At 49.5% G+C, this 21,797-nt stretch carries 23 protein-coding genes; 19 read left to right on the forward strand and 4 right to left on the reverse strand.

Annotated elements, in window-relative coordinates:
- Positions 1-11 precede the first annotated feature (11 nt).
- From BM200_RS21470 to BM200_RS21485, 4 genes are all read left to right on the forward strand, one after another.
- Entirely contained in the window at positions 12-1,625 is a 1,614-nt protein-coding gene (locus BM200_RS21470; RefSeq protein ID WP_091189275.1) for an extracellular solute-binding protein, read from the forward strand.
- A gap of 93 nt (positions 1,626-1,718) precedes the next feature.
- Positions 1,719-2,114: a phage holin family protein gene (locus tag BM200_RS21475; protein ID WP_245773119.1), complete on the forward strand. Its 396-nt coding sequence runs from the start codon at positions 1,719-1,721 to the stop codon at positions 2,112-2,114.
- Between the two features lie 75 nt (positions 2,115-2,189).
- Positions 2,190-2,585 (forward strand): YhjD family protein, encoded by a 396-nt coding sequence (locus BM200_RS21480; protein WP_091188714.1) that lies wholly within the window; start codon positions 2,190-2,192, stop codon positions 2,583-2,585.
- Positions 2,586-2,728: 143 nt separating this feature from the next.
- Complete coding sequence (locus tag BM200_RS21485) at positions 2,729-3,118, forward strand: cytochrome C oxidase subunit II (protein WP_091188715.1); 390 nt, start codon at positions 2,729-2,731, stop codon at positions 3,116-3,118.
- A gap of 43 nt (positions 3,119-3,161) precedes the next feature.
- On the opposite strand, the gene BM200_RS21490 is transcribed toward BM200_RS21485, so the two are convergent.
- Positions 3,162-3,419, reverse strand: a complete 258-nt coding sequence (locus tag BM200_RS21490) for a hypothetical protein (protein WP_091188716.1) — start codon at positions 3,417-3,419, stop codon at positions 3,162-3,164.
- Between the two features lie 109 nt (positions 3,420-3,528).
- Here BM200_RS21490 and BM200_RS21495 point away from each other — a divergent pair, with 109 nt between their 5' ends.
- The 11 genes from BM200_RS21495 to BM200_RS21540 all read left to right on the forward strand — a co-directional run bounded on the left by BM200_RS21495 (position 3,529) and on the right by BM200_RS21540 (position 10,374).
- Positions 3,529-3,816: a Dabb family protein gene (locus BM200_RS21495; protein ID WP_091188717.1), complete on the forward strand. Its 288-nt coding sequence runs from the start codon at positions 3,529-3,531 to the stop codon at positions 3,814-3,816.
- Between the two features lie 25 nt (positions 3,817-3,841).
- Entirely contained in the window at positions 3,842-3,964 is a 123-nt protein-coding gene (locus BM200_RS30665) for a hypothetical protein (RefSeq protein ID WP_281248420.1), read from the forward strand.
- 3 nt (positions 3,965-3,967) lie between these two features.
- A complete protein-coding gene (locus BM200_RS21500; RefSeq protein ID WP_091188718.1) occupies positions 3,968-4,414 on the forward strand; it encodes a DUF86 domain-containing protein in 447 nt (148 codons plus the stop codon).
- 49 nt (positions 4,415-4,463) lie between these two features.
- Positions 4,464-5,144, forward strand: coding sequence for a helix-turn-helix transcriptional regulator (locus BM200_RS21505; protein WP_091188719.1), 681 nt, complete (start codon positions 4,464-4,466; stop codon positions 5,142-5,144).
- Between the two features lie 111 nt (positions 5,145-5,255).
- Positions 5,256-5,717, forward strand: a complete 462-nt coding sequence (locus BM200_RS21510; protein WP_091188720.1) for a DUF948 domain-containing protein — start codon at positions 5,256-5,258, stop codon at positions 5,715-5,717.
- 26 nt (positions 5,718-5,743) lie between these two features.
- Positions 5,744-6,139, forward strand: a complete 396-nt coding sequence (locus BM200_RS21515; RefSeq protein ID WP_091188721.1) for a YtxH domain-containing protein — start codon at positions 5,744-5,746, stop codon at positions 6,137-6,139.
- Positions 6,140-6,315: 176 nt separating this feature from the next.
- Positions 6,316-7,125, forward strand: coding sequence for a glutamate racemase (gene racE / locus BM200_RS21520; protein WP_091188722.1), 810 nt, complete (start codon positions 6,316-6,318; stop codon positions 7,123-7,125).
- A 179-nt stretch (positions 7,126-7,304) separates the two neighbouring features.
- The gene (locus BM200_RS21525) at positions 7,305-8,201 is read left to right on the forward strand and encodes a M14 family metallopeptidase (protein ID WP_091188723.1); all 897 of its coding nucleotides are present in this window, start codon (positions 7,305-7,307) and stop codon (positions 8,199-8,201) included.
- 74 nt (positions 8,202-8,275) lie between these two features.
- Positions 8,276-8,512 carry a hypothetical protein gene (locus BM200_RS21530; protein ID WP_091188724.1) on the forward strand — a complete coding sequence of 79 codons (237 nt, stop codon included), beginning with the start codon at positions 8,276-8,278 and terminating at the stop codon, positions 8,510-8,512.
- 40 nt (positions 8,513-8,552) lie between these two features.
- The gene (locus BM200_RS21535) at positions 8,553-8,855 is read left to right on the forward strand and encodes a heme biosynthesis protein HemY (protein ID WP_091188725.1); all 303 of its coding nucleotides are present in this window, start codon (positions 8,553-8,555) and stop codon (positions 8,853-8,855) included.
- A gap of 94 nt (positions 8,856-8,949) precedes the next feature.
- Positions 8,950-10,374, forward strand: coding sequence for a PDZ domain-containing protein (locus BM200_RS21540; RefSeq protein WP_175532959.1), 1,425 nt, complete (start codon positions 8,950-8,952; stop codon positions 10,372-10,374).
- Positions 10,375-10,520: 146 nt separating this feature from the next.
- On the opposite strand, the gene BM200_RS21545 is transcribed toward BM200_RS21540, so the two are convergent.
- Both BM200_RS21545 and BM200_RS21550 read right to left on the reverse strand, forming a co-directional pair.
- The gene (locus BM200_RS21545; protein ID WP_091188727.1) at positions 10,521-12,587 is read right to left on the reverse strand and encodes an LTA synthase family protein; all 2,067 of its coding nucleotides are present in this window, start codon (positions 12,585-12,587) and stop codon (positions 10,521-10,523) included.
- Positions 12,588-12,608: 21 nt separating this feature from the next.
- A complete protein-coding gene (locus BM200_RS21550; RefSeq protein WP_091188728.1) occupies positions 12,609-13,745 on the reverse strand; it encodes a THUMP domain-containing class I SAM-dependent RNA methyltransferase in 1,137 nt (378 codons plus the stop codon).
- A 125-nt stretch (positions 13,746-13,870) separates the two neighbouring features.
- Here BM200_RS21550 and BM200_RS21555 point away from each other — a divergent pair, with 125 nt between their 5' ends.
- The 4 genes from BM200_RS21555 (at position 13,871) to BM200_RS21570 (ending at position 17,493) form a co-directional block, all read left to right on the forward strand.
- The gene (locus tag BM200_RS21555; protein WP_091188729.1) at positions 13,871-14,497 is read left to right on the forward strand and encodes an O-methyltransferase; all 627 of its coding nucleotides are present in this window, start codon (positions 13,871-13,873) and stop codon (positions 14,495-14,497) included.
- 197 nt (positions 14,498-14,694) lie between these two features.
- Positions 14,695-15,228: a type IV pilus modification PilV family protein gene (locus BM200_RS21560; protein WP_091188730.1), complete on the forward strand. Its 534-nt coding sequence runs from the start codon at positions 14,695-14,697 to the stop codon at positions 15,226-15,228.
- The gene (locus BM200_RS21565) at positions 15,212-15,736 is read left to right on the forward strand and encodes a prepilin-type N-terminal cleavage/methylation domain-containing protein (protein WP_175532960.1); all 525 of its coding nucleotides are present in this window, start codon (positions 15,212-15,214) and stop codon (positions 15,734-15,736) included. Before BM200_RS21560 ends, BM200_RS21565 begins: the two co-directional genes overlap by 17 nt.
- Positions 15,737-15,747: 11 nt before the next feature.
- A complete protein-coding gene (locus tag BM200_RS21570; protein ID WP_091188732.1) occupies positions 15,748-17,493 on the forward strand; it encodes a hypothetical protein in 1,746 nt (581 codons plus the stop codon).
- A gap of 63 nt (positions 17,494-17,556) precedes the next feature.
- Here the strand turns inward: BM200_RS21570 and BM200_RS21575 are convergent, their stop codons facing one another.
- Positions 17,557-21,780, reverse strand: a complete 4,224-nt coding sequence (locus BM200_RS21575; protein ID WP_091188733.1) for an Ig-like domain-containing protein — start codon at positions 21,778-21,780, stop codon at positions 17,557-17,559.
- Between the last annotated feature and the right edge of the window lie 17 nt (positions 21,781-21,797).

The following is a 21,797-nucleotide window of genomic DNA, read 5'->3' on the forward strand; positions in this document are numbered from 1 at the left end:
GGACTGTCATGATGAAGAAACACCGCATAATCGCTCTCCTCCTGACCGCTATCCTTGCCATTTCCGGCCTTACAGGCTGCAAGTCAACGGAGAATAATGGCGAGCAGTCTGCTGTTTTGGAAAAGATAGCGGGACAGGCTCCAGCGGCTTCAGGCGACACGCTTACCTATTGGGCAGAGCTGAACGGGAATGCAGCCAGTGTGAAGCCGCGTTTCCAGGACGTTCCTTTCTTTCAGGAGTGGCAGAAACGCACCGGGGTTAAACTAAAGTTTATTCAGCCGCCTTCCAATCAGGCGAAGCAGGCCTTGAACGTCATGCTGGCATCGGGCGAGCTGCCGGATATGATCGAATACGAATGGGCGAATTTCCCGGGCGGACCGGAGAAAGCGATTAAAGACGGCTATATTCTGAGGCTGAATGATCTGATTGATCAGTACGCGCCTAATCTGAAACGTTACCTGAGCGAGCATCCGGATATTGACAAGCAGATCAAGACGGCGGACGGCAGCTATTACGTGTTCCCTTTTATTCAAGGGGATCCCCTTCTGCGTACCTATCAAGGTCCAATCATTCGTAAGGATTGGCTGGAGGAGCTTGGTTTGTCTGTTCCGGTGACGATTGATGACTGGTATACGGTACTCCAAACATTTAAGGAGAAAAAAGGGGTAAAAGCGCCATTAACGTTTCTCAGTACGCCAAGCCCGCTGTTTGGTGTTGAGAACGGGGCTTTTGTCGGGGCTTTTGGCGTGAAAAAAGGGTTTTATCTGAAAAACGGGCAAGTCAAGTTTGGACCGATCGAGCCGGGATACCGGCAGTTTCTTGCCTTATTCCGGGAATGGTATGCGGAAGGCCTGATTGACCGTAATATTGCAACGGTAGATACAAGAACAATCGATTCCAGCATGATGTCGGGAAGAAGCGGCGCAAGTATCTGGAATGCAGGCTCTGGTATCGGAACCTGGCTGCCGTTGCTCAAGGAGAAGGATCCAAAGGCTGAATTTGTAGCCGCGCCTTATCCCGTGCTCCATAAAGGGGAAAGACCGATGTTCGGGCAGAGGGTTAATCCTTATATGAGCAGCGGTGGTGTTGCGATTTCGGCGAAGAGCAGTCATGCCGCAGAGGCCGTTCGCATGCTGGATTACGGTTATGGGGAAGAGGGCCATCTTCTATTCAACTTTGGGATTGAAGGCGTCAGCTATACGATGAAGAACGGCAGACCGACCTATACCGATCTGATCCTGCATAACCCGGATAAGCTGGCTCCCTCCCAGGCGATCGCGATGTACAGCCGGGCGAGCTATTTTGGACCGTTTGTCCAGGATGTTGCTTACATGGAACAGTACTATATGCTGCAGGTGCAGAAGGACGCGGTGAGCATATGGTCGGATACGGACGCAGAGACGTATATGCTGCCGCCGGTTCAGAAGACCGAAAGGGAAAGCGCAGAATTCTCGGCCATCATGCAGGACGTTACAACACTTGTAGACGAGATGTCTTTACGGATCATTCTTGGCATTGATCCGCTTGAATCCTATGAGGATTATGTCGCCCAGCTTAAAGCGCTGAACATTGACCGGGCGGTTGCGATTCAGAAGGCTGCGCTGGACCGCTACAATGCGAAATAGCCCGTTTGATAGAGTGATATACTTTTGAACAAGCACCCCATTTCTTTTCTGCATAAGATAGATAGATCTACTTGCAGAAAGGGGTGGCGAGAGTTGCAGTTAGTCATGGTGTGCTCGGTTAGCGGAATTATCGGCTCTATGATTACGTTTGCATTCGGCGGATGGGTGGAATCTTTGACATTATTGGTTGTGGCAATGGGTATTGACTATGTATCTGGCATTACCGCATCTATAAAAGAAGGGAAAGGATTGAACAGTTTTTTCGGAGCCTGGGGACTGGCGCGCAAAGGAATGATGCTTCTCGTCATTCTTCTTGCACATCGTGTTGATGTTTTGCTTGAATTGGGTAATGTAACAATGGGGGCGGCTATTTATTTCTATATTGCGAATGAGATTATTTCAATTATAGAGAACTACGGCCGGATCGGCCTTCCGCTCCCTGACCGGCTGCGCAAAATCATAGAAGTGCTGAAGGATAAAGGGAAGTGAAGATTTAGGGTTGCGCTGTACATGCTGTGTTCGCTATAATGAGAACAAGTGTTCGATTTATGGGAGGCGATAGCAATGGCTATCCGGTATGCTGATTTGCAGGTACGGGAGAGTGAGTCCCCGGCCTATCTGACGGATGAGGATACAGCGCTCGTGCAGCGCTATATCCTTCTTGGAATCGTGATGCTCATATTGGATCATGATATAAGGGTGATGGGGACAGGATCGATGAAGCTTCCAAGGCTGTATGAATCGCTTCTTCGAGGCATACAGGACCGGGTCCTGCTTGAACAGGCTTCGCTGCGCATGCAGTTCAGGAAGACGGGCATCAAACTTGTTGAAGAACGCCGGCAGAAGGACGGTCTTGAGACATTCTACATATGCCGTGGAAGCCGACATCGCTGTTTTCTGCTATGGAGCTATTTAAAGGCGGAATCCGAGCAGGTAATTAAGCAATTTTACAAAGGATAAGTCACAAAAAGTTCATGGTTTTGTCATATTCGGGAAAAAACTTTTCCTGATTCTGCAGTTTAAGGTTGAGAACTTCGGACGATCTTATGTAATATAAGAATTAAACACTAAGACATTAAGATCGCAAAGGGGAGCACGTAGCAATGCACAAATGGATCATGTTCGTACTATTATCAGCGGCCTCTCTTCTGGGAGTTTATTTGCTGACATTCGGCCTCCCAGCCAAACCGGTAGACGAATCCGCTTCACTTCCTGAAGGCACTGTACTCGTTAAAGTTGAAGCCAACAGCGACTTTACTTTCGGCGAAGCAGAGTACAAAGTTAAGGTCGGCGATAAAGTTATCCTGAAGCTGCAGAATAAAAGCGGCATCCATGGATTGAAGATCGACGAGCTGAATGTTGATCTGGAAGGCGATAACCTTGAGACAAACCTGGAATTCGACAAGCCGGGTGAATATGAGATCCATTGCTCCGTACCATGCGGTGCTGGACATGCTGAAATGAAAACGAAGCTGATCGTGGAAGCGGCATAGAAACAAGAGAAGAGGAGCCCGGGGGCTCCTCTTTCGATTTGTGTCAAGCTCTTTGGCGATCCCGGCTTCTCCCGCGTTCGATCAGCCGGTCGGCAATGAACCCAAGAATGGCCCAAGAAACAACCGTCAGTATATACATCAGAAGAACGTTAACATCATGGATGTCAACAAACAGGTCCACGACCCAAGCCGGAGGGCTGAACATAAAAAACACGAAATTATGCGGGTCGTAACCGGTGGAATTATAGACACAAAGTGCAAGCCCTATGAGGGTCGCAACAAATGTAACGGGATAGCGCATAACGTACCGATCCTTTCTCAGGCTAATGTTGCCGTAATGCGACTGCTTGGGTTATTATGTGACAAAAGGATATTTGTCATTCGACAAGTTGAAGGGAGCATGTTCATTTATGATTACTCATATCGTATTGTTCAAGCTGAAGGACGGCAGCACTGAAAGTGTAGAGCGTACAGCTCAAGTATTGCGGGATATGGAAGGCAAGATTGATGAGCTGAAATCGATCGAAGTTGGACTTGATGTTATCCACTCGGCACGTTCTTATGACATCGCTCTTATTACCAAGTTCGAGTCGCTCGAAGCCCTCGAAGCTTATCAGGTTCACCCTGTACATAAGAAGGTTATCGAGCATATTAACGAAGTTCGCGAGGCTACTGCCGCTGTTGACTTCGTAAGCTAATTCGGCAAGGGAGCGCGGACCGTTCATGGGAGACGTCTTTGAAATTATGACTTATTTGATCATCATCCTCATCAGCAGTGTTGTGATGGTGGCATGGCTCAAGCGAAAAGGGAAAAAGAAGAAAGCAAGGCTGAAAGCGGGCGAATAAACCATGTATTATGTAAATAAAGAACAAATAGCAGTCAGATTGAAAGCCATCCCGGATATTACGGCGGCACTTGAAGCACTGGCTTCGGGTTGGCAGGGTACGCTGCTTGAAGGCTTGGCTCAGGAGCGGGCGTTACATCTCGCGATTGAGACCGTTACGGATGTCGGCAGTTACCTGATTGACGGTTTTATTTTAAGGGATGCAAGCAGCTACGAGGATATCGTTGAAATCACGGGTGAAGCCGGTGCTTTCCCTTCATCTATGCAGCCGCTGCTGATCGAGCTGGTTAAGCTCCGCAAGCCGATTGTCCAAGACTATTACAGCTGGCCAAGGGCTGAGCTTCATGCTATGACGCGTGATCTTCCTGAGCAGCTGCGCCTATTTGGCGAGTCTGTCCAGCAGTATTTGGAGCGCGAACTGCCGGATGAATCCGATTTACGAAAAGGTTGAAATACGATACAATGACCCTAACAATGCCTGCAAGGGTGGTGATGGGTTGATGCTTGAGAAACAGCGTGTAATGGAGTCGGAATCGCGCAGTGTGGAAGGGACAACACGGGGGCGGATTTTGCTTTTGTTGAAAACAAACGGGCGACTAAGTGCGGGACAGCTGTCTGGCGAGCTTGGTTTAACCGAGATGGCGGTAAGACGGCATATGTATGCGCTGGAACGTGAAGGCAGCATCAGCGTCGTCTCCGTCAAGCAGGCCATGGGGCGGCCCGTACATGCCTATGAGCTGACGAGTCTTGCTCATGACCGGTTCCCGAAAAACTACAATCTGCTTGCTCTTGATCTGCTTGAGGAGCTTGCAGAGGACCCGGAGACATCGGGACTGATTACCCGGATGTTCGAAGGACGTCAGAGGAAGCTGCTTGACCGGTACGAACCTAGAATGACGGGCAAGAGTCTGGCGCAGAAAGTAACGGAGCTTGAAGCCATCCAGAATGCCGGGGGCTATATGGCCAAGGTAGAAGATAAGGCTAACGGGCAATACGTTCTCCATGAATATAACTGCCCGATTGCGCAAGTAGCGGGCAAATATGAGCAGGCTTGCAGCTGCGAACTGTCCTTGTTCGAATCCTTGCTTCAAACGAAGGTCGAGCGGACGGAATGCCTTGCCAAAGGCGGAGGAAGATGCAGCTATACCATTGGAATTGATTATCAAGCTAACGGTTCTTAACGAACCGTTAGCTTTTTTATTTGCCCGCTTTGTGTCAGGTCAAGCCCATGCTGCTTATAATGGCAATACGAAATGGGCATTCGCCCGCTTTGGTAAAAGGAGGGAATGGTCATGACGATTATGGAATGGAGTGCGCTGATTGCTGCTGTCACCTTTGTATGTCTTGCCGCAGGCCTCTTGATCGGCGTCCGTACCGCTCTTGTCAGGCTGGCAAAGCTACAGCTCTCTGCGGAGGCGATGCAGGCAGATCTGAAGCAGGCTTCCGTTAAAATGGGAGCATTTGCGGATTCCGCCCAGCAAACGGTCCAAACCGCGCATCATCAGCTGCAGCAGGCGAACCGGTTGTTCGAAGCAGCCGGACAGATCGGTGATACGATCGGGCACACCACGACGGCTATTCATCGTGTGTCGAGCGTTATTTCACAATCCGCAGTTAAACATGCGGAAAGTGCAGCGGCAGAGCGGCAGGCGAGCTCCATGCTCGAATGGATGGAGCTTGGTATGGCTTTCTGGCAGCAATGGCAGACTAACCGTAAACGTTATGAGCCCTCCAATAACGGCCAGGGCGAATAGTTCGAATTTGAAGGGAGCGATTGATCATGGCAACAGGTAAACAAACAAAAGGATTTCTTTTTGGTGCAATTGCGGGAGGTATTATTGGTTCCGTAACAGCATTATTGTTCGCGCCTAAAGCGGGCAGGGAGCTGCGTCAGGATATTTCGGAAGGCGCAAGAAAAGTACAGGAGCAAACGGTTAGAGCTGCAGAGCAAGTATCGGATACAACAGTCAGATTCGCGAAACAAATCGGCAATCAAGCGACTGAGCTGGCCGATACGGCAAGAGCGGCAGCGGAAGCTGCAGTAACAAGCGTGAAGCAGCGCCGCGTTGAGCTGGCCGATGAAGTTGGGGAAGTTACGGATGAAGTGACGGATGCTTTAGAAGATAAGACCGAAGAAGTATTTGAAGACGCAAAAGAACTGCAAACGATCAATTAACCAGGACTTTTAAAGTATCGAAGTCTGTTGCTGCATCAATCGACACCGCCCGGCGATTTCCTTGAAGCTTGTCTGAAATTGAGATAAGATGTAGGTACATTTTTGTACCTGGTTTCATATAGTATTGAAGCTTCAAGGTCTCTTTTACTACAAAAGTTTAAGAAAGCGGTGTGTTTGTGCAGCAACCGATTGCGATACTAGACTCAGGCGTAGGCGGCTTAACCGTCGCCAGAGAGGTCATGCGCCAGCTGCCGCGTGAAAGAATCGTTTATTTTGGCGATACGGCCAGAGCTCCTTACGGTCCCCGTGATCCGGAGGAAGTGACCCGATTTACGCGTGAAATCGTAGATTATTTAATTCAATTTCGTCCGAAAATGATCGTTATAGCTTGTAATACCGCTACCGCTTTTGCTTTGGAGGATATACGCGCCAGGGTTAATATCCCTGTTGTAGGCGTGATTAAACCTGGAGCTAGAGCGGCGATCGGCCGTACGCTTACCGGCTGCATCGGTGTCATTGGCACGGAAGGTACGATAAACAGCGGCGCCTATGAGGATGCCTTGCGGGAGATCTCGCCGCATGTGCATGTGATCAGCGAGGCTTGCCCTCTATTTGTACCGCTTGTGGAAAAAGGGAATTTCCGTTCCTTCGAGACGTACGAAGCGATCCGTAGGTCAATTGGCCATCTTCGCAAGTTTCCGATGGACAGCTTGATTCTTGGCTGTACCCATTACCCGTTCCTTGCTGAAGTAATTCAGGAAGTTATTGGTCCTAACATTAACCTGATCAGCTCAGCCGAGGAGACGGCCCGCGAAGTCAGCACGATTCTCCAAGACCAAGAGAGGATGTCCCGGGGTGAGGTATTGCCGGTCCATCAGTTCTTCTGCAGCGGCGATCCAAAATTGTTCAAGTCTATTGCCCAGCAATGGCTTGGCGAACAAATTGAACTGACGCCGGTCGTATGGCAAGTGCCTAAGATCGGTTGATGAATTATGGCATTCCTAACCAACCTCTAAACGCGGTCTCTCATTTTTGAGAGGCCTCGATAGAGGTTTTCTCCTTTTACACGGATTGTAAGCCTTGGCTCTGGCATGTGCTGCGCATGCTGTGAATAGCATGATAAAAGATTACAGCCTATGTACGGGAAACCAAGGGGGAAGCGGGCATGGAAGACTTCGTGAACGGGCAATATGGATATCGGGAATTGGTGGCAGATTGCGACAGGCTGATGCGCGCCTATCCTTTTGTCCGGGGTTATGTAATAGGTCATAGTGTGCTTGGCAGACCGATCGTTGCGTTGAAGTGCGGAGAAGGCACAAGACGTATTCATATGAATGGTTCTTTCCATGCGAATGAATGGATTACTACCCCGTTGCTCATGCGGTTCGTTGAAGAATGGGCTGAAGCTTGTGCAAGGGATGGTGTTCTGTTCGGAGAACAGGCATGCCAGCTTTACCGGGAGACGGAATTGTGGATCGTTCCGATGGTGAATCCCGATGGTGTTCAGCTGGCGCTAGAAGGAATTGAATCGGATAATCCATACCGGCAGCAGCTGCTTGCATGGAATAAAGGCTCCGGGCAGTTTGATCAATGGAAAGCGAATATCCGCGGAGTGGATCTGAATGATCAATTTCCCGCCCACTGGGAGGAAGAGCGGCTGCGCCGGGGGAAGGAAGGTCCGGGTCCCCGTGATTTTCCGGGTCCTTTCCCTTTAAGCGAGCCGGAAGCGCAGGCCCTGACCCGTTTGACGCAAACGCTGCAATTCGACTCGGTCCTTGCTCTACATACGCAAGGCGAGGAGATTTATTGGAACTACCGGGAATACGAGCCTGAGCAAGCGGAGGACCTTGCGGATCGGCTTGGAAGAGTGAGCGGCTACAAACCGGTGAAACTAAGCGGCAGCGATGCCGGTTATAAGGATTGGTTCATTCAGCGATTCCGCAGGCCGGGTTTTACCGTAGAAGCAGGATTTGGGGTAAATCCGTTGCCTCCCGGGGAGTTCAATAGCATTTATTCAAAAATGGGGCCTTTGTTAACCGAATTTCTGCGGCTTCACCGCTGACCGGCCTGAAAGATGCTTCCGGGGCACACCTATGCTATAATGTTCGGCAAAAGCTATTGAAGGTGGTGTGCCTCATGCGTAAATGGTTATCGCTTCGGCATTGGAAGAGCACATTTGTCCGGATCTACAAGCTGATCATTTCCAGGGATGTTGCTATTACTGACAAATTATTATTTCTTGTTCCGGTTATTCTATATTGGGTGCTGCCTGACGCGCTTCCTTTTGTCCCGGTGGATGATATCGCCGTGACGATGCTGCTGGCCGAATGGTTTGCCCGGAGAATGGAGAAGAAGTATAATAGGATCAGGTAATGTTAACCATCGAAGCATTTTTTTTGAGGAGAGATTAGATATGAATGTCAAGATTACGCGCAATGCAGCAAAGGTGCTCAAATTGGAATTGGACAAGCCTGAGAACGAAGGCAAGAAGCTTCGAGTGTACGTAACGCATGCGCATGGCGATCATGCCCATTACGGCATGGCAATCGACGAGCCTAACGAGAAGGACGTTGTCGTATCGACGGACAAGGAGATCGACGTTATTCTCGAGAAGGATAATGACTTCCTCGACGGCGTACGCATCGATTACTTCTACACGCCGGAAGAAGGCTTTGCGGTAACGAATCCGTCCAAAGGCAATAACGGCGAGCATTAATAGCAGGAATAGATACGATTGGATTGGAAAAGACTCAACAGAGATGTTGGGTCTTTTTTTCGAAGTCATTACAGAGGGAAGATGGTGTACGCGGATGATTCGCCATGCTCGCTATTATTTGGCCGGGATGATTATGGTTCTGTTATTTATTCTGGCTGCGGAGCTGATCTGGCTCCCTGCACCGCTTCGAACTTCCTCCGGCCGGCTCTGGATTGATATGATCGATGAGCTGCTGTACGGCCTTGCGATTATACCGCTATTATGGGGGATTGGGGCTGCGGCCCGGTTCTGGCGGTTATGGATGAAACGCAGGTCATCCGGCAGGGGAAGACAAAGTTGGCTGCTGCTGGCTGTACGCGGGATCGTGTTTGCGGTAAGTGTGGCGGGTTTGGTGTTCTTGCTCGTGAAGCCGGATGATCTGATTATCGGGCTTGGCGTGCTTGGGGTAGGCCTGGTGATGCTGTTCGTTGATCTGATCTGGAGCGATACGGTTGATCGAAGACTTGCGGGCAGAGGTGATGGACTTAGATGGCCATGGAGAAGTCTGGGCTGGCTTCTGCTGACGGCTGCCCTATTTGCCTGTCTTGCTTGCCCGACGTCTTATAATGTCACCTATCCGGGTCTTACAATGGCGATGAACAGGTATGCTCATGTGGACGGCGGGAAGCCGGAGGGCAGGATCAGCGGCGTTCTTGTATTCGAGAGGATTGCTGTGCCGGCGGACTGGCTCTATGCGAGGCTGCTGCCGATGTACAGCTTCGAGAAGAGAAGCAAGGACGAGCCGCCTTTGACCGAGTCGTACACGGAAGTCGTGCAGATGAAGCAGGGTGCTGATGATGTGGCGGGAGCTATCGCGATGGGCAAGGCCGGTCTTGGAAAAGGCATTGAGCTGACCGGTGCCAGAGTGCTTGCAGTTGCAGACAATGCTCCGGCGAAGTCGCTCATTAAGGCAGGCGATGTCATTATTGCGTTGAACGGCAAGTCAATCCGCAATATGACCGAGCTGACGGATTATATGGTGAACCAAGTGAGGCCGGGGGATAAGGTTGAAGTCACACTAAGGCGGGGCGAGGAGACCGTTAAGGTTCAGGTGCCGACAGGCGAGGCGGAGGCGGCTGGAGACCTGCCGAAGCGCGCGGTATTTGGCATAGGGGCTGAAAATGATTGGCACGCGGATATTCCGCGACAGATCGCGTACCGCCACTATATCGCGCATATCGGCGGTCCGTCTCATGGCGCCATGCTGACGCTGGCGCTGATTGATCAGTTGACGCCCGGAGGGGTAACGCACGGCGTGAGAGTGGCCGGCACCGGCACCATTGAGCCGGACGGCTCGATTGGCCTCGTTGGCGGAATCCCCCAGAAGGCATACGCCGTCAGCCGCACGGATGCCGACGTATTCTTCGTGCCCGCGGCATCGCTTGAAGAAGCAAAGGCTGCGGCTCCCGGCTTAAATATCGTGCCGGTGAAGACGATTGATGAAGTGCTGGATTGGCTGAAGGATCACGCGAAGGATTGAGTCTTTCGGCATGCCTGGATGCAGATTTTGAGCATAACAAATGCCATGAAATCCAACGTAGGATAGAATTCCGCCCCCAGTACATGCAAAAGGGCTGTCCCCTGAGGTCTTGATGACCCAGGGGACAGCCCTTTGTTGTTGCGGCGCTACTTGCCCGCGCCGCTCATATTGGCGGCGGTTGCCTTGCCGCCGTCCGCGCTGGCCTCTACAGCGGCTGCGCGGAAGGATGCGATCAAATCGTGCTGTACGATTTGATCCGACATGGACAGCTCGGTGCGCGCGCCTTCCACAGCACCGAGGCAGTCCTGCACATCGCCAAGCGCATTCGCGGCGATGTTCCAGCACTTGCCGTTGCCTGCGACAGCATCGCCGGAAGGCATATAGTAGACGGTGCCGTCGGTGAAGGCGCCGTTGCGCTGCACGACCAGCTTGCTTTGCGGCTGGCTCGTAATCAGCGGCTGACCCAGCAGAGTTTTGTCCGCCGTCGAGATGCCAAGCAGATGCAGAATCGTTGGCGTCACGTCCAGCTGGCCGCCTACGTTTGTATGCGTGCCGGCATATTTGCCATCCGGCAGATGGACGATAAACGGCACCTGCTTCAAAATCATCTCCCGCTGCAGGTCGCTAAGCGGCTGCCCAAGGAAGGTCTCGAACAGGCTCCAATCCCGGATGGAATTGTCATGATCGCCGTACATGGCAACAATCGTATTGTCCCAAAGCCCTTCAGCCTTCAGCCGGTCAATGAAGGTACCGATGGATGCGTCGACATAATGGATGGCCTGTAAATAATCACCCATGAGGGTGCCGTCCAGCTCGCCGACATTCAGCTTCTGCTCAGGCTCCGGCATCGTAAACGGATAATGGCTGGAGAGCGTGATCATAAACGAATAGAACGGCTGCTGCTGCTTCGCCATGATATCCGCAGATTGCCGGAAGAACGAATTATCGCCAAGCGACCAGCCGACCGGCTCGTCAATCTGGTAGTTCTTTTTGCTATAGAACGTATCGTAGCCCATATTCGCATACATTGTATTCCGGTTCCAGAAGCCGCCCTCATAAGCATGGAATGCCGCTGTTGAGTAGCCGTTATCCTTAAGGGTGCCTGGCATACAGTTATACTGATGATTCGCATACTGGATAAAGACAGAGCCGCTCATCATCGGCTGCAGCGAGCAGTTGCTCAGGAAATCCGCATCCGAGGTCCGGCCTTGCGCCGTCTGATGATAGAATTGGCTGAAATACGCACTTTCTTTCGCCAGCTTATTCAGATTTGGCGTAATCTCCTGGCCTCCGATCGATTTGCCGATCATGAAGTTTTGGAAAGCTTCCATTTGTATCACAATGACATTACTGCCTTTGTATTCGCCAAACGTAGGATCCGTCTCCAGCGATTGGCGGTTATCCCCGCGGGCTTCCGTCCAGGCAAGCGCCTCCGCTGTTTCCTCGGCTGATGCCTGCTCGGAATCGATCCAGTGCAGCTTCGCGTAGCGGTACATATCATAACCGTGAAAGCCAACGATACCGGTTACGTTATACAGCGAGACATTCCACCAGTTGCCGTCGAAGAGGCCAAGCGCCCATGTTTTTTTCGCTTCGTTCACGTTGCCAATGGACATTGACATTCCGATTGCAAAGATCGCTGCGCTCACCGTCACCCGAATAATCACTTTCCGCCAAAGCGAAGCCTTCCGCTGAGAGGAATAACCGAATTCATTGGAATCTCCGCGGAGATCTGAACGGCCCTTCCAGATGACATAAACCGCGAATGGAATAACAAGCAGCCAGTCTGCTGCCAGCAGAAAATCTTTCGCATGGATCAGCGTCCCGATACTTTCGCCAAGCGAATCCACCTGGTTCGCCTGCATGAGCACGGGTACCGAGATGAAATCCTGGAAGTAACGGTAGTAGATTAAGTCCGCGTACATGATGAACGATAACAGCAGATCCAGCACAATCAAAGTGATGATCCGGCCGCGGGTCGGCAGCCAGAACGTCCAGAAGGTGACAAGCGCAAGCGTGCCGATGGCAACAACGGTATCATAACCGTCCATATCCATATTAGGAACATGGATGAGACGACTGAACCATAGCTGCTTTAACAGCAGGACCATAAAAAAGAGTAATACGTCGGCACCCTTCAAACGGTTTAGCCATTCCAGCGTAGAACGCATAAAGCGGCGTGCGGCGTTAGGTTTTTCGGTATAACTTAGCATAGATTTAAAAATTCCTCTCTGTTATTTCCGGGGAGGCAGCGGCCCAAAGAACTGATAATAGTTACATTGAATGCGGCCGTTAAACAGCTTCCGCTTCTTATCTGCAGGTTTGCCAAAATAATGCTCAACGCTTGCAGACGGACTGATCGCAAAGAACGACCATGTCGGCATATAAAGCGCGGACCGGCCAAATTGCATCAGAGCCATTTCCGCATCCTTGTCATCACCTAACCGCTCGCCATAAGGCGGGTTCGTAATAATGACGCCGTAATCGCCTTCCGGCTTGATTTTTGCAACCGGCATTACCTTTAACTTAATTTCTTTGCCAAATCCTGCTTTTTTAACCGCGGCTTCAGCAATTTCTATTGCATAAGGGTCAATGTCCGAGCCTGCGATTTGCAGGGGGATGTCATCCTTAACGGCATCAAACGCTTCTTCGCGCGCTTTATCCCACAGCTCATGAGGGACAAGCGGCCAGCCTTCCGCATTAAACGAACGGCGAAGACCGGGGGCAATGTTCCATGCGATCATAGCCGCCTCAACCAGAATGGTGCCGGATCCGCAGAACGGATCATAGAGCGGGCGTTCAGGGCTCCAGCGGCTAAGGTCAACAAGGGCAGCCGCCATCGTTTCGCGAATGGGAGCCTCCGTGGACACTTTACGGTAGCCGCGCTGATGGAGTCCTGCCCCTGTCGTGTCGAGCGTAAGCATCGCCATGTCATTCATTAGGGTAACTTCAATGACATAACGTCCGCCGTCTTCATGGAACCATTCGGTGCCGTAGCGGTCTTTCATTTTCTCGACAACGGCCTTCTTGACGATACTTTGGCAGGCAGGCACGCTTGTAAGCTGCGATTTCTGCGAGCGTCCGTTTACCGGGAATTCCCCGTCCTCCGGTATCCATTCCGGCCAATCGAGTGCCTTGGTTCCTTCGAAGAGCTCTTCAAAGGTTGTCGCTTTGAACTCGCCCATATTTACGAGAATACGTCCTGCGGTACGGAGCCACAGATTGGTGCGGCAAATATCGATCGGCTGCCCGGTGAAACGGACGCGTCCGTTCTCCACCTGAAGGTCTGTATAGCCGAGAGTTTTCAGCTCGCGCGCAACGACCGCTTCCAGTCCCATTGGCGCCGTTGCGATCAGGTTAATCGTCGTCATTATCTCCATTCTCCCCTTACCTGTGAAAACTTGAGTTGTATCCACACGGTCAAAATCATACAATCAAGTATAGGACAAACAGGGTAGCTTTTACAAATTGTAAAAATAGAGAGGTTGAGAGTAAATTGACAGATGAACAATACGTTGACGGGCTATATGGCGAGGATGAGCATCTGGTCCGTACAAAAAACGGGATTGCCGAGCGCGGCATGCCCGATATATCGATTGCTGACGGTTATGGCAGGCTGCTGACGATGCTGGCCGCGATGTCAGGAGCCAAGACAGCGCTTGAGATTGGCGCGCTTGGCGGTTATAGCGGCATCTGTATTGCAAGGGGGCTCGCTAAGGGCGGACTTCTTACTTCATTAGAGTTGAAGGCGGAATATGCAGAAGTAGCCAAGCTGCATATGACGGAAGCAGGCCTTGGCGATGCGGTTGAATACATCGTTGGCGATGCGCGTGAAAGCCTCGTCCAGCTGCAGGAAGAGGGGAGAAAATTTGACTTCTTCTTCATTGATGCGGATAAGGAAGGGTACCCGGTTTATCTTGAGCATGCGATCGCGCTCGCCAATCCAGGCGCCATTATTATCGGCGATAACATCTTGCTGCGGGGCCGTACAACGGATCCGGCCAAGGAAGGTCCATCAGTAAAAGCGGTTCGGCACTTCAATCAGCAGATTGCAAGCGATGATCGCCTCATGAGCACCGTGCTTCCGGGATACGACGGTCTAGCTATTGCGATTGTGAAGTAAATAGGATTAAGAGGAGGAAGGCAAGCGATGCCGGTGCGTCGTTTGCCTTTTTTGTGCTGTTTTAATAGTTCTTTAGACTTAGGTTCATATCCATGATCTATGAAAATAGTATCGCTTTTCGTGGAAAAAATAGCTGGTTTATAGTAAGATGGAATTAGTTTTAGCGATGGGAAAATGATGGCAGATCGTAGGTGCTGATGATGAAATGGATTCGTTACGGAACAAAAGAATCCGGCTTAAGCCTGGTGGAGGTGCTGGCTTCTCTCGTTATTTTATCGATTGTAAGCCTGGTGCTCACATCCTTCTTCACGAATGCACTTGCTTATGCAAAAGGCAATCAGAGTAAGACCGTTATGGTTAACTTAGCCCGCAATGCGTTGTTTTATATGGAAAAGCAGTCGTTTGAGCCAATCGAGACTTATTTTTCAAACCCGTCGCGCACGGCGATTAGCTGCCTGGTATCCGGCTGTGATGCCGCAGTAAGTCAGTTGGCTGAAGACCCTGCGGTTTTGCAGCAGATCCTTAATCCCAATATTAATGGTGTGCAGTACACCATATCCGTCATCTATCAAAGGGATATGCACAATAACATGCTCCACGATTCCGACAAGCAAAATATGGCGGAGGAACTGATGCCCGTTATGGTAAGGGTGGAACGTGTGAATGGAACCGCCAGCGCGCGTAACGCGGCGGAAGTGGAGGGGTATATCGCCAGTGAGAGAGTTCGTTAAGAGATGGCGTAAGGAGGAGAAAGGTCTCACCCTTGTCGAGCTTATTGCAACTATGACTTTGTTGTCTATTGCTGCCGGAGTTATTTTCTCGGTTATTACTTACGGCATGAATACATACAACCGCATCGAAACGGAGAACGCTTTGCGTGATGATGCCGACTTGCTGATGTCCTCCATTATTACGGAGCTGTATTCCTATGGTCCGGATATAATTGCGGTCGATACAAACGGGATCCGGCTTGTACGGGATAACGGCACAAGGGAGGAGCTGAGGATTTTTTTCGAAAATAATCAGCTTCGTATCGGAGACCGCACAATGGATACAAGATCGGATGTTGAAGTGCTTGACCAGGCTGTACCGGAGCCGGCGGCTTCATCCATTGACCTGAAATGTACAACAAGCGCAACGGAATGCAGCAGCGGACTTATCGAGATCCGGCTGGTGCTTGAGCAGAATCATAACGGCCGTGATCAGCAGCTGACTCTGGAAAGTAAATTCGGGTTTTAGGAGGAAGGTGCATGCAAAGCGAGAAGGAACGCGGTTATGCGCTTGTGATGGTTCTGTTTATGATTTTGCTGCTGACGATATTGGGAACGGCTGTCGTCAGTTCAACGCTTGGCGGAGCAACACGGGCCGAGACGAGAGAAAATGATGTACAGAGTCTTCATCTGGCGGAAAAAACGTTAAGTGAAGCGGCATCCTATCTCGTCACGGAGTTTGACGGCAGAGAAGATATCGCTCCGGAGGAACTCTCGCTTCTTATGCGGAAAGTTGATGATCTGAAGAAGAAGACGACTAATACCAGTCTGCCGGATGCAAGCGGGAGAATTATTGATATATCAACCGAGCAGGTAAGCGTTGGTGATCAGACAAGCTATAAGGTCAATCTGACCGCAGAGGCAGAAGTTAATCAAGTGAAAAGACGGCTTACCCAGCAGATAACAATAGCGGCTTACCCGGATTTCCTGAATTATGCTTTTGGTTCGGAAAATGACGTCATTATAAACGGTGCCGCCTATGGGCTTGGCAATATTTATGCCGGTCACGAGTTCCTTATTGACGATACCGCCAAATACATTTATAACAACGATCCAAATAAAACAAAAGAGACGAAGTATCCATATTTTAAAGGCGATATTTTTATCCAAAATATGGATTCAATTCAGGTGTTTGATAAGGTCAGCGGCAAATACCAGCCGTATTCCCGAACAAATCTGACTTTACAGCAGATTCTTGGGGTGGAGAACAACCAGGTGCAGCTTCGCGATCAGAAGAAGTTTATCTCCATTAACGTAGCTGAGTCCTTTATTGATAAGGTAGAAGAAGCAACAAAGGTTGACCGTAACAGCATTAAGTCTGCCGTTGATTATGCCTTGGCGCATAGCGGAGATACGGGCAGGTTCAATAATCTGGCTGCTGTTTTGAAGAATGGCAGCGGAATTACAGTAACATCCGGCTCTCCCGACAAGCCAACTCTGCCTACGGATTTGGACGATACGGCAGCCATGGATGCTTATAATAATGCCTTATCGGACTATGAAGCCTATTTCGCTCAATTCAATTCCTTATCCAGCACGGTTCTATATAATGGAGACTTGAAGCTGGATGGCTTGGATTACAAAAGCCTGATCTATACCGATGACGCTAAAGAGAACAAACATAAATGGCTCATTGTAAACGGGGATCTGACCGTTTCGAACTATTCGAGTGATCCGCTCGTTGTGAAGGCAAATATTCTGGTTACGGGCAATGTGTTCATAAGCGATAATGTACAGGTGGATTCAACAGTATTTACACTTGGGAGTACAACCATTGAAGATGCACAAATAAAAGGCATTCAAACTAACGGGGAGCGAAAGCAGCTGATCCTGATCTCAAAAGGGCCGGTCTTGGTTAACAAGGTTGACTCCTTCAATGATTACGGCAAGTTTGACCCAAGCGACGACTCTAATTCCCACATCCTTGATGCCTTCTTTTATACCGATGAGGATGCGGAGTTGTATGGCGTTGGTTCGATTTTTTGGCTCCGAGGCGGCTTCTTTTCGAAGGGGAATTTAACGATTAATGCCGTTCTCGGCAAAACCTCTGCCGGAGGTTCGGATATTATATTTGATCAACAAAGCACGCTTACCAAAGAAGACTCGCGGTTTATTATCAACTACGATTATGATTTCTTCGAGAACCAATATGAAGGCTTGCCCCGCGTCGAGAAGTTAAGCGTTACTGTGGGGAAAAAGCAGCTGGTATCCTCAACCGGTACCTAGTGCATGGCGTGAACCAAAAAGGAAAAGGAGCTGCCCCAGGGCAGCTCCTTGTTTTAATTATTATTAATATTTCTCGCCGTTTGTTGTTCGTTCTACAATGATGGTCGTCTCGGCTTTAATGGATGGATCGTTTTTGTAAGTGACCGTAACCTTCACTGTGCCGGTCTTCACACCGGTAACGCGGCCATTACTGTCTACCGTGGCAATGGAGGTGTTGCTCGACGACCACTGCAGATCGGCTTTAATATTGGTTTTTCCTGAAGCTGGACTGGAAGCAAGGGCAGCAAACAGATCCTTGTAATTGCCTACCTTGATACGGTAAGTGTTTTCCAGTCGAAGAGTAACCGATTTGACGATTATCTCCTGTTCTGCCGTATAGGTTTTGCCGTTCTTTGTATGAACCGTAACTTTGATCCTGGCTTTTCCTGCTTTTTTTCCGGTAAAAGTCAGCGATTTGCTTGATGTAGAGCCCTTCACCACAACCTGACCTATGCCGTCTGTAACCGTCCATTCATAAGACGTAATCTCATCGCCTGTTGCCGTCGACAGGTCGACAGAGAGTGTTCCATCCGTTCCCAGCTCTATGATGCTTGGACCGGAAATTTGCGGAATAGGATCAATAACCTTAATGACGGCGCTGCCTGTCACCCCGCTGCCGTCTTGAGCCTGTACGGTAATGGTAGCTTCCCCAACGCCTACAGCGGTAACCAATCCGGAGCTGCTCACGGTTGCTGCGCTTGAGTTGCTGCTCGGCAGCCAATCTACCGCTTTATTGGATGCGTCAGTTGGACGCACGACAGGATTAAGCTGATAGGTGGAGCCAACAATCAGGGTTGTACCGGTCAAAGTAATTGAAGTTACTTTTTTAAATACGGTGATACTCATCTCTTTTGTGTAAGTGTGGCTCTGATCTGTCGCAACCGACAGGCGGACCGTAGCATTTCCTACGTTTTTGCCGGTGACGGCGACGGTACTGCTCGTTGTTCCGTTTAGACTGATGTTGCTTGAGCCTTCTTTTATGCTCCACTGGTAGCTTGTTATTTTCTCATAATCGGCGGTATGCAGGTTAGCCGTGAGGTTAATCGTATCTCCTGATGCGACACGGTCTTGACCAGTGATATTTAGTCCAGGAACAATGGCATTAACGGCTGCTGTTGCGGATAATCCGCTGCCATCGGTTGCTCTTGCGGTAATACGGGCTGTACCGGCTGCAATACCTTTCATGATGCCGGAGCTGTCCACGGTTACAAGGTCCGGACGGTCCGATTCCCAAATGTAACTGGAACCATAAGTTGCATTAGCTGGTGCAAACGTAGGAATCATCCTCCGGCTGTCGCCAACAAGCAGCGTTGTATTAGTTAAACTAAGCGAGGTCAGTCTGGTTATAGCCTCCAGAATATAACCAGGGAATGACAAGGATCTAGCAGATTGTTGGCCAATATCATTAAACGTAAGAACTGCATTCTGGAGCGGGTACAAGCCGTCCGCCGTAGGCTTCACTCCAATCTGGAACGATACGGGGGAAGCTATATAGCTGCTGCCGCTTAAGGTGTACGTTATGGTATCGAGTGTTCCGGTGATGGTATATCCGGTTGCTGCTGTCCCGGTTTTCGTCCAGCCAGATGGAAGGCTGGTCACCTCCAGCTTCGCAGGCAATGTTTCGCTGAATGTAAGGTTTGTAATCTTCATCTTGTCGGCGGACAAGGCGCTGCTTGATGCAATTGCCTTTGGCGTAACGGTATAAGTGAAGGTAGCATTTGTATTGGTCTGTACGCGGTTATCCATGACGTTGCTGGATACTGTGCGGCTCAGATCCATATTGGATTCTACTTTGACGATTTTTACATTAATCGTTTGGCTAACCACCGCGCCGCTTTTATCTTTGGCGGTAATTTCGATCTTGAGATTTCCGCCATTTGGAAGCGGATTGGCAATTTGCTGGTTAATTGTGCTGCCGGTTAGCATGGTCTTGTCCTTGAAGATCTCATGAGACTGGCCGTCATAAACAAAGGTTACTGTTGTTTTCAGCTCACGGTCCGCAAGGTCAAAGTCATCCACCTGATAGTTCAGCAGAATATTTTGGTATGACGGAATAAAATTATTGCTTGTTGCATTGTACTCTACTGGCGAATTAACCGTCAGCTGCGGTGCATGATTGGAGCCGAGATAAGCCCGGTACATCGTATTGACAAACAGCTGCTGCTCCCAGTCGGGGAATCTGTTGTTCGTATGTCCGGAGCCCGAATACGTTACATTCCCTTTCGAATAGGTGTAGTAGGAATTCCAGCTGTCACCGACCGTTCGCTTGCCGCCGCTCATGTTATACCAAGGGATAACGGTCGAATCCTCCAAATCAAGCGTGTAATACTGGTTGTGGGTGTTTGCTACATTGGTTGTATTGCTCAATAGAAAAGGGAACTGCGTTAATAAGCCGTCATTCACTTTTTCTGTTGCTGTTGAAGATTCTGGTGCTCCGAGACCAAGATCGGTGCGTGGAGCAATCTGACCGGTAATGGTCTGGAATTTATTCAGCCAGTTGCTGCTGCTCGAGTTGCTGCTGTTATAAATCGTATCATGAGTAAACATGACGCTTTGCTTAGTGTTGATAAATTGAATAACAGCCGCCGCCGCATTGTCGCTGATTGGGGCGTTGTTGTTGTAGATATCGCCAAAGCCAAAGATAAGCATATCGTATTTACCGTTCAAGGTTTGGTAGCCTGTGCTGTTAAACGTATTCATATTCATGACATCGATGCTGATGCTATAAGCGTCTTTATTATTACCGGTTGTTGGAATGAGATAAGACGATCTCATGTTATTCGTATCCTTCAGCGTACTTGCGTTGCTGTCATTAGGCATAACTTGAAGGACCTTGATACTAATCTTCTGATCCTGGAAACGATAAACCCCCGAAGCATAATCCTTCAGCTTGGTGTTGAAATCAACCGCTTCAAGCCGCCAATATTGAATGCCGGAATAACCTTTTGGCAGCGTATAAGAAATCGTTCCTGTCGTGCTGTCAGCCTGCTTGGTAGCTACAACCTGTTCAGCTCCAAACGGAAGTGCACTGTCTGTACTAATATACAGATTAACCTCGATATTTTTCTGACTGATATCCCCTGCATTGGTAATGGTGTAATTGAACGATATTGCGTCTCCTGCCTTATATGGACTAGCCTGGTTTGCAGTATAGTCGGTTGGTTTGCTCGTTACCGTCAATTGCGGGCGTATATTCGCTTTCTCGAGCAGATTAGTCTGTTCAATAAAATCATTGGAAGATGATATATCCGATTCATTAACAAATACGACATTTGAAACAGTATCGGTCTTATACGGCAGGAAATTCTTTTTCAGCAGTCCTTTAGAACTTGAGCTCAGGTCGGCCTGATACTCAATGCCGTTCCGGCTGTTAGTATCGTTGTATAAGACAACCGGCAGCCCTTTGGTAATAAAATCGTTCTTGATTTCATTCGCCTTTAGCTGCGTGATATCGTTCTGAATGCTGCTTGTATTATGACTGTTGCTTTGCGACGAACTTCCCTGAGATTGCGTGCTGAGCAGGGACATGTTGTACGGCGTTTTTGCATTGTTATTTTTGTCGACCAAGGTTCCCTTGCCGATGTATATCGCATCGTATTTACCGTCCAAATCATCGCGAGAAGCAACAAATTCCTTCATGCTGTATGTATCAATGGCAAATGGAACGGGGGAGCTGCTGCCGAGTATGGAGGAAAGATCCGATGTTCCGGACTCGGTTACTTCGAGAATGCGGATGACATCACGGAAGGAAGTAAGCTTGAATTTCTGAGAGCTTTCAATAGTAGTACTGTCACTAAGCCGCAGATTACTATTAGATGAAGTGGTACTAACATACCTGCTATTGCCTATAGACCTGAATGAAACTGTTCCATCCGAATGAGATATAATTGTAAATTTCTGATTATCATTCGTATTCGAATCGCTGCTTGCAGTCAATGAGCTGTCGTTACTAGCCGTCAGATATTTTCCTGTATGGTTTGATTTCAAAGTATAGCTGCTGCCTGACTTCTCCAGTATGAACAGTTCTTCTTTCCAAACATCAGAAGAATTGGCAGCAGGAGTAGTATTGCCCGATGTTACCCTCACATATTTTCCTTTTCCGACAGATTTCAGTGCCACCAGTCCGGTGTCAAACGTATACGCCGCTTCGGCTTCCTTGACCGGATAGCCTAAAAACGCAAATACCGACGCAAGGAGAGTAACGGCTAGGGTGATGGAAATTCTTTTCTGAAAACCAGCTAGTTTCATAGTTCTATCCTCCTATT

It is taken from the genome of Paenibacillus catalpae (genome assembly GCF_900112695.1).
In the GTDB taxonomy this organism is placed as follows: domain Bacteria; phylum Bacillota; class Bacilli; order Paenibacillales; family Paenibacillaceae; genus Pristimantibacillus; species Pristimantibacillus catalpae.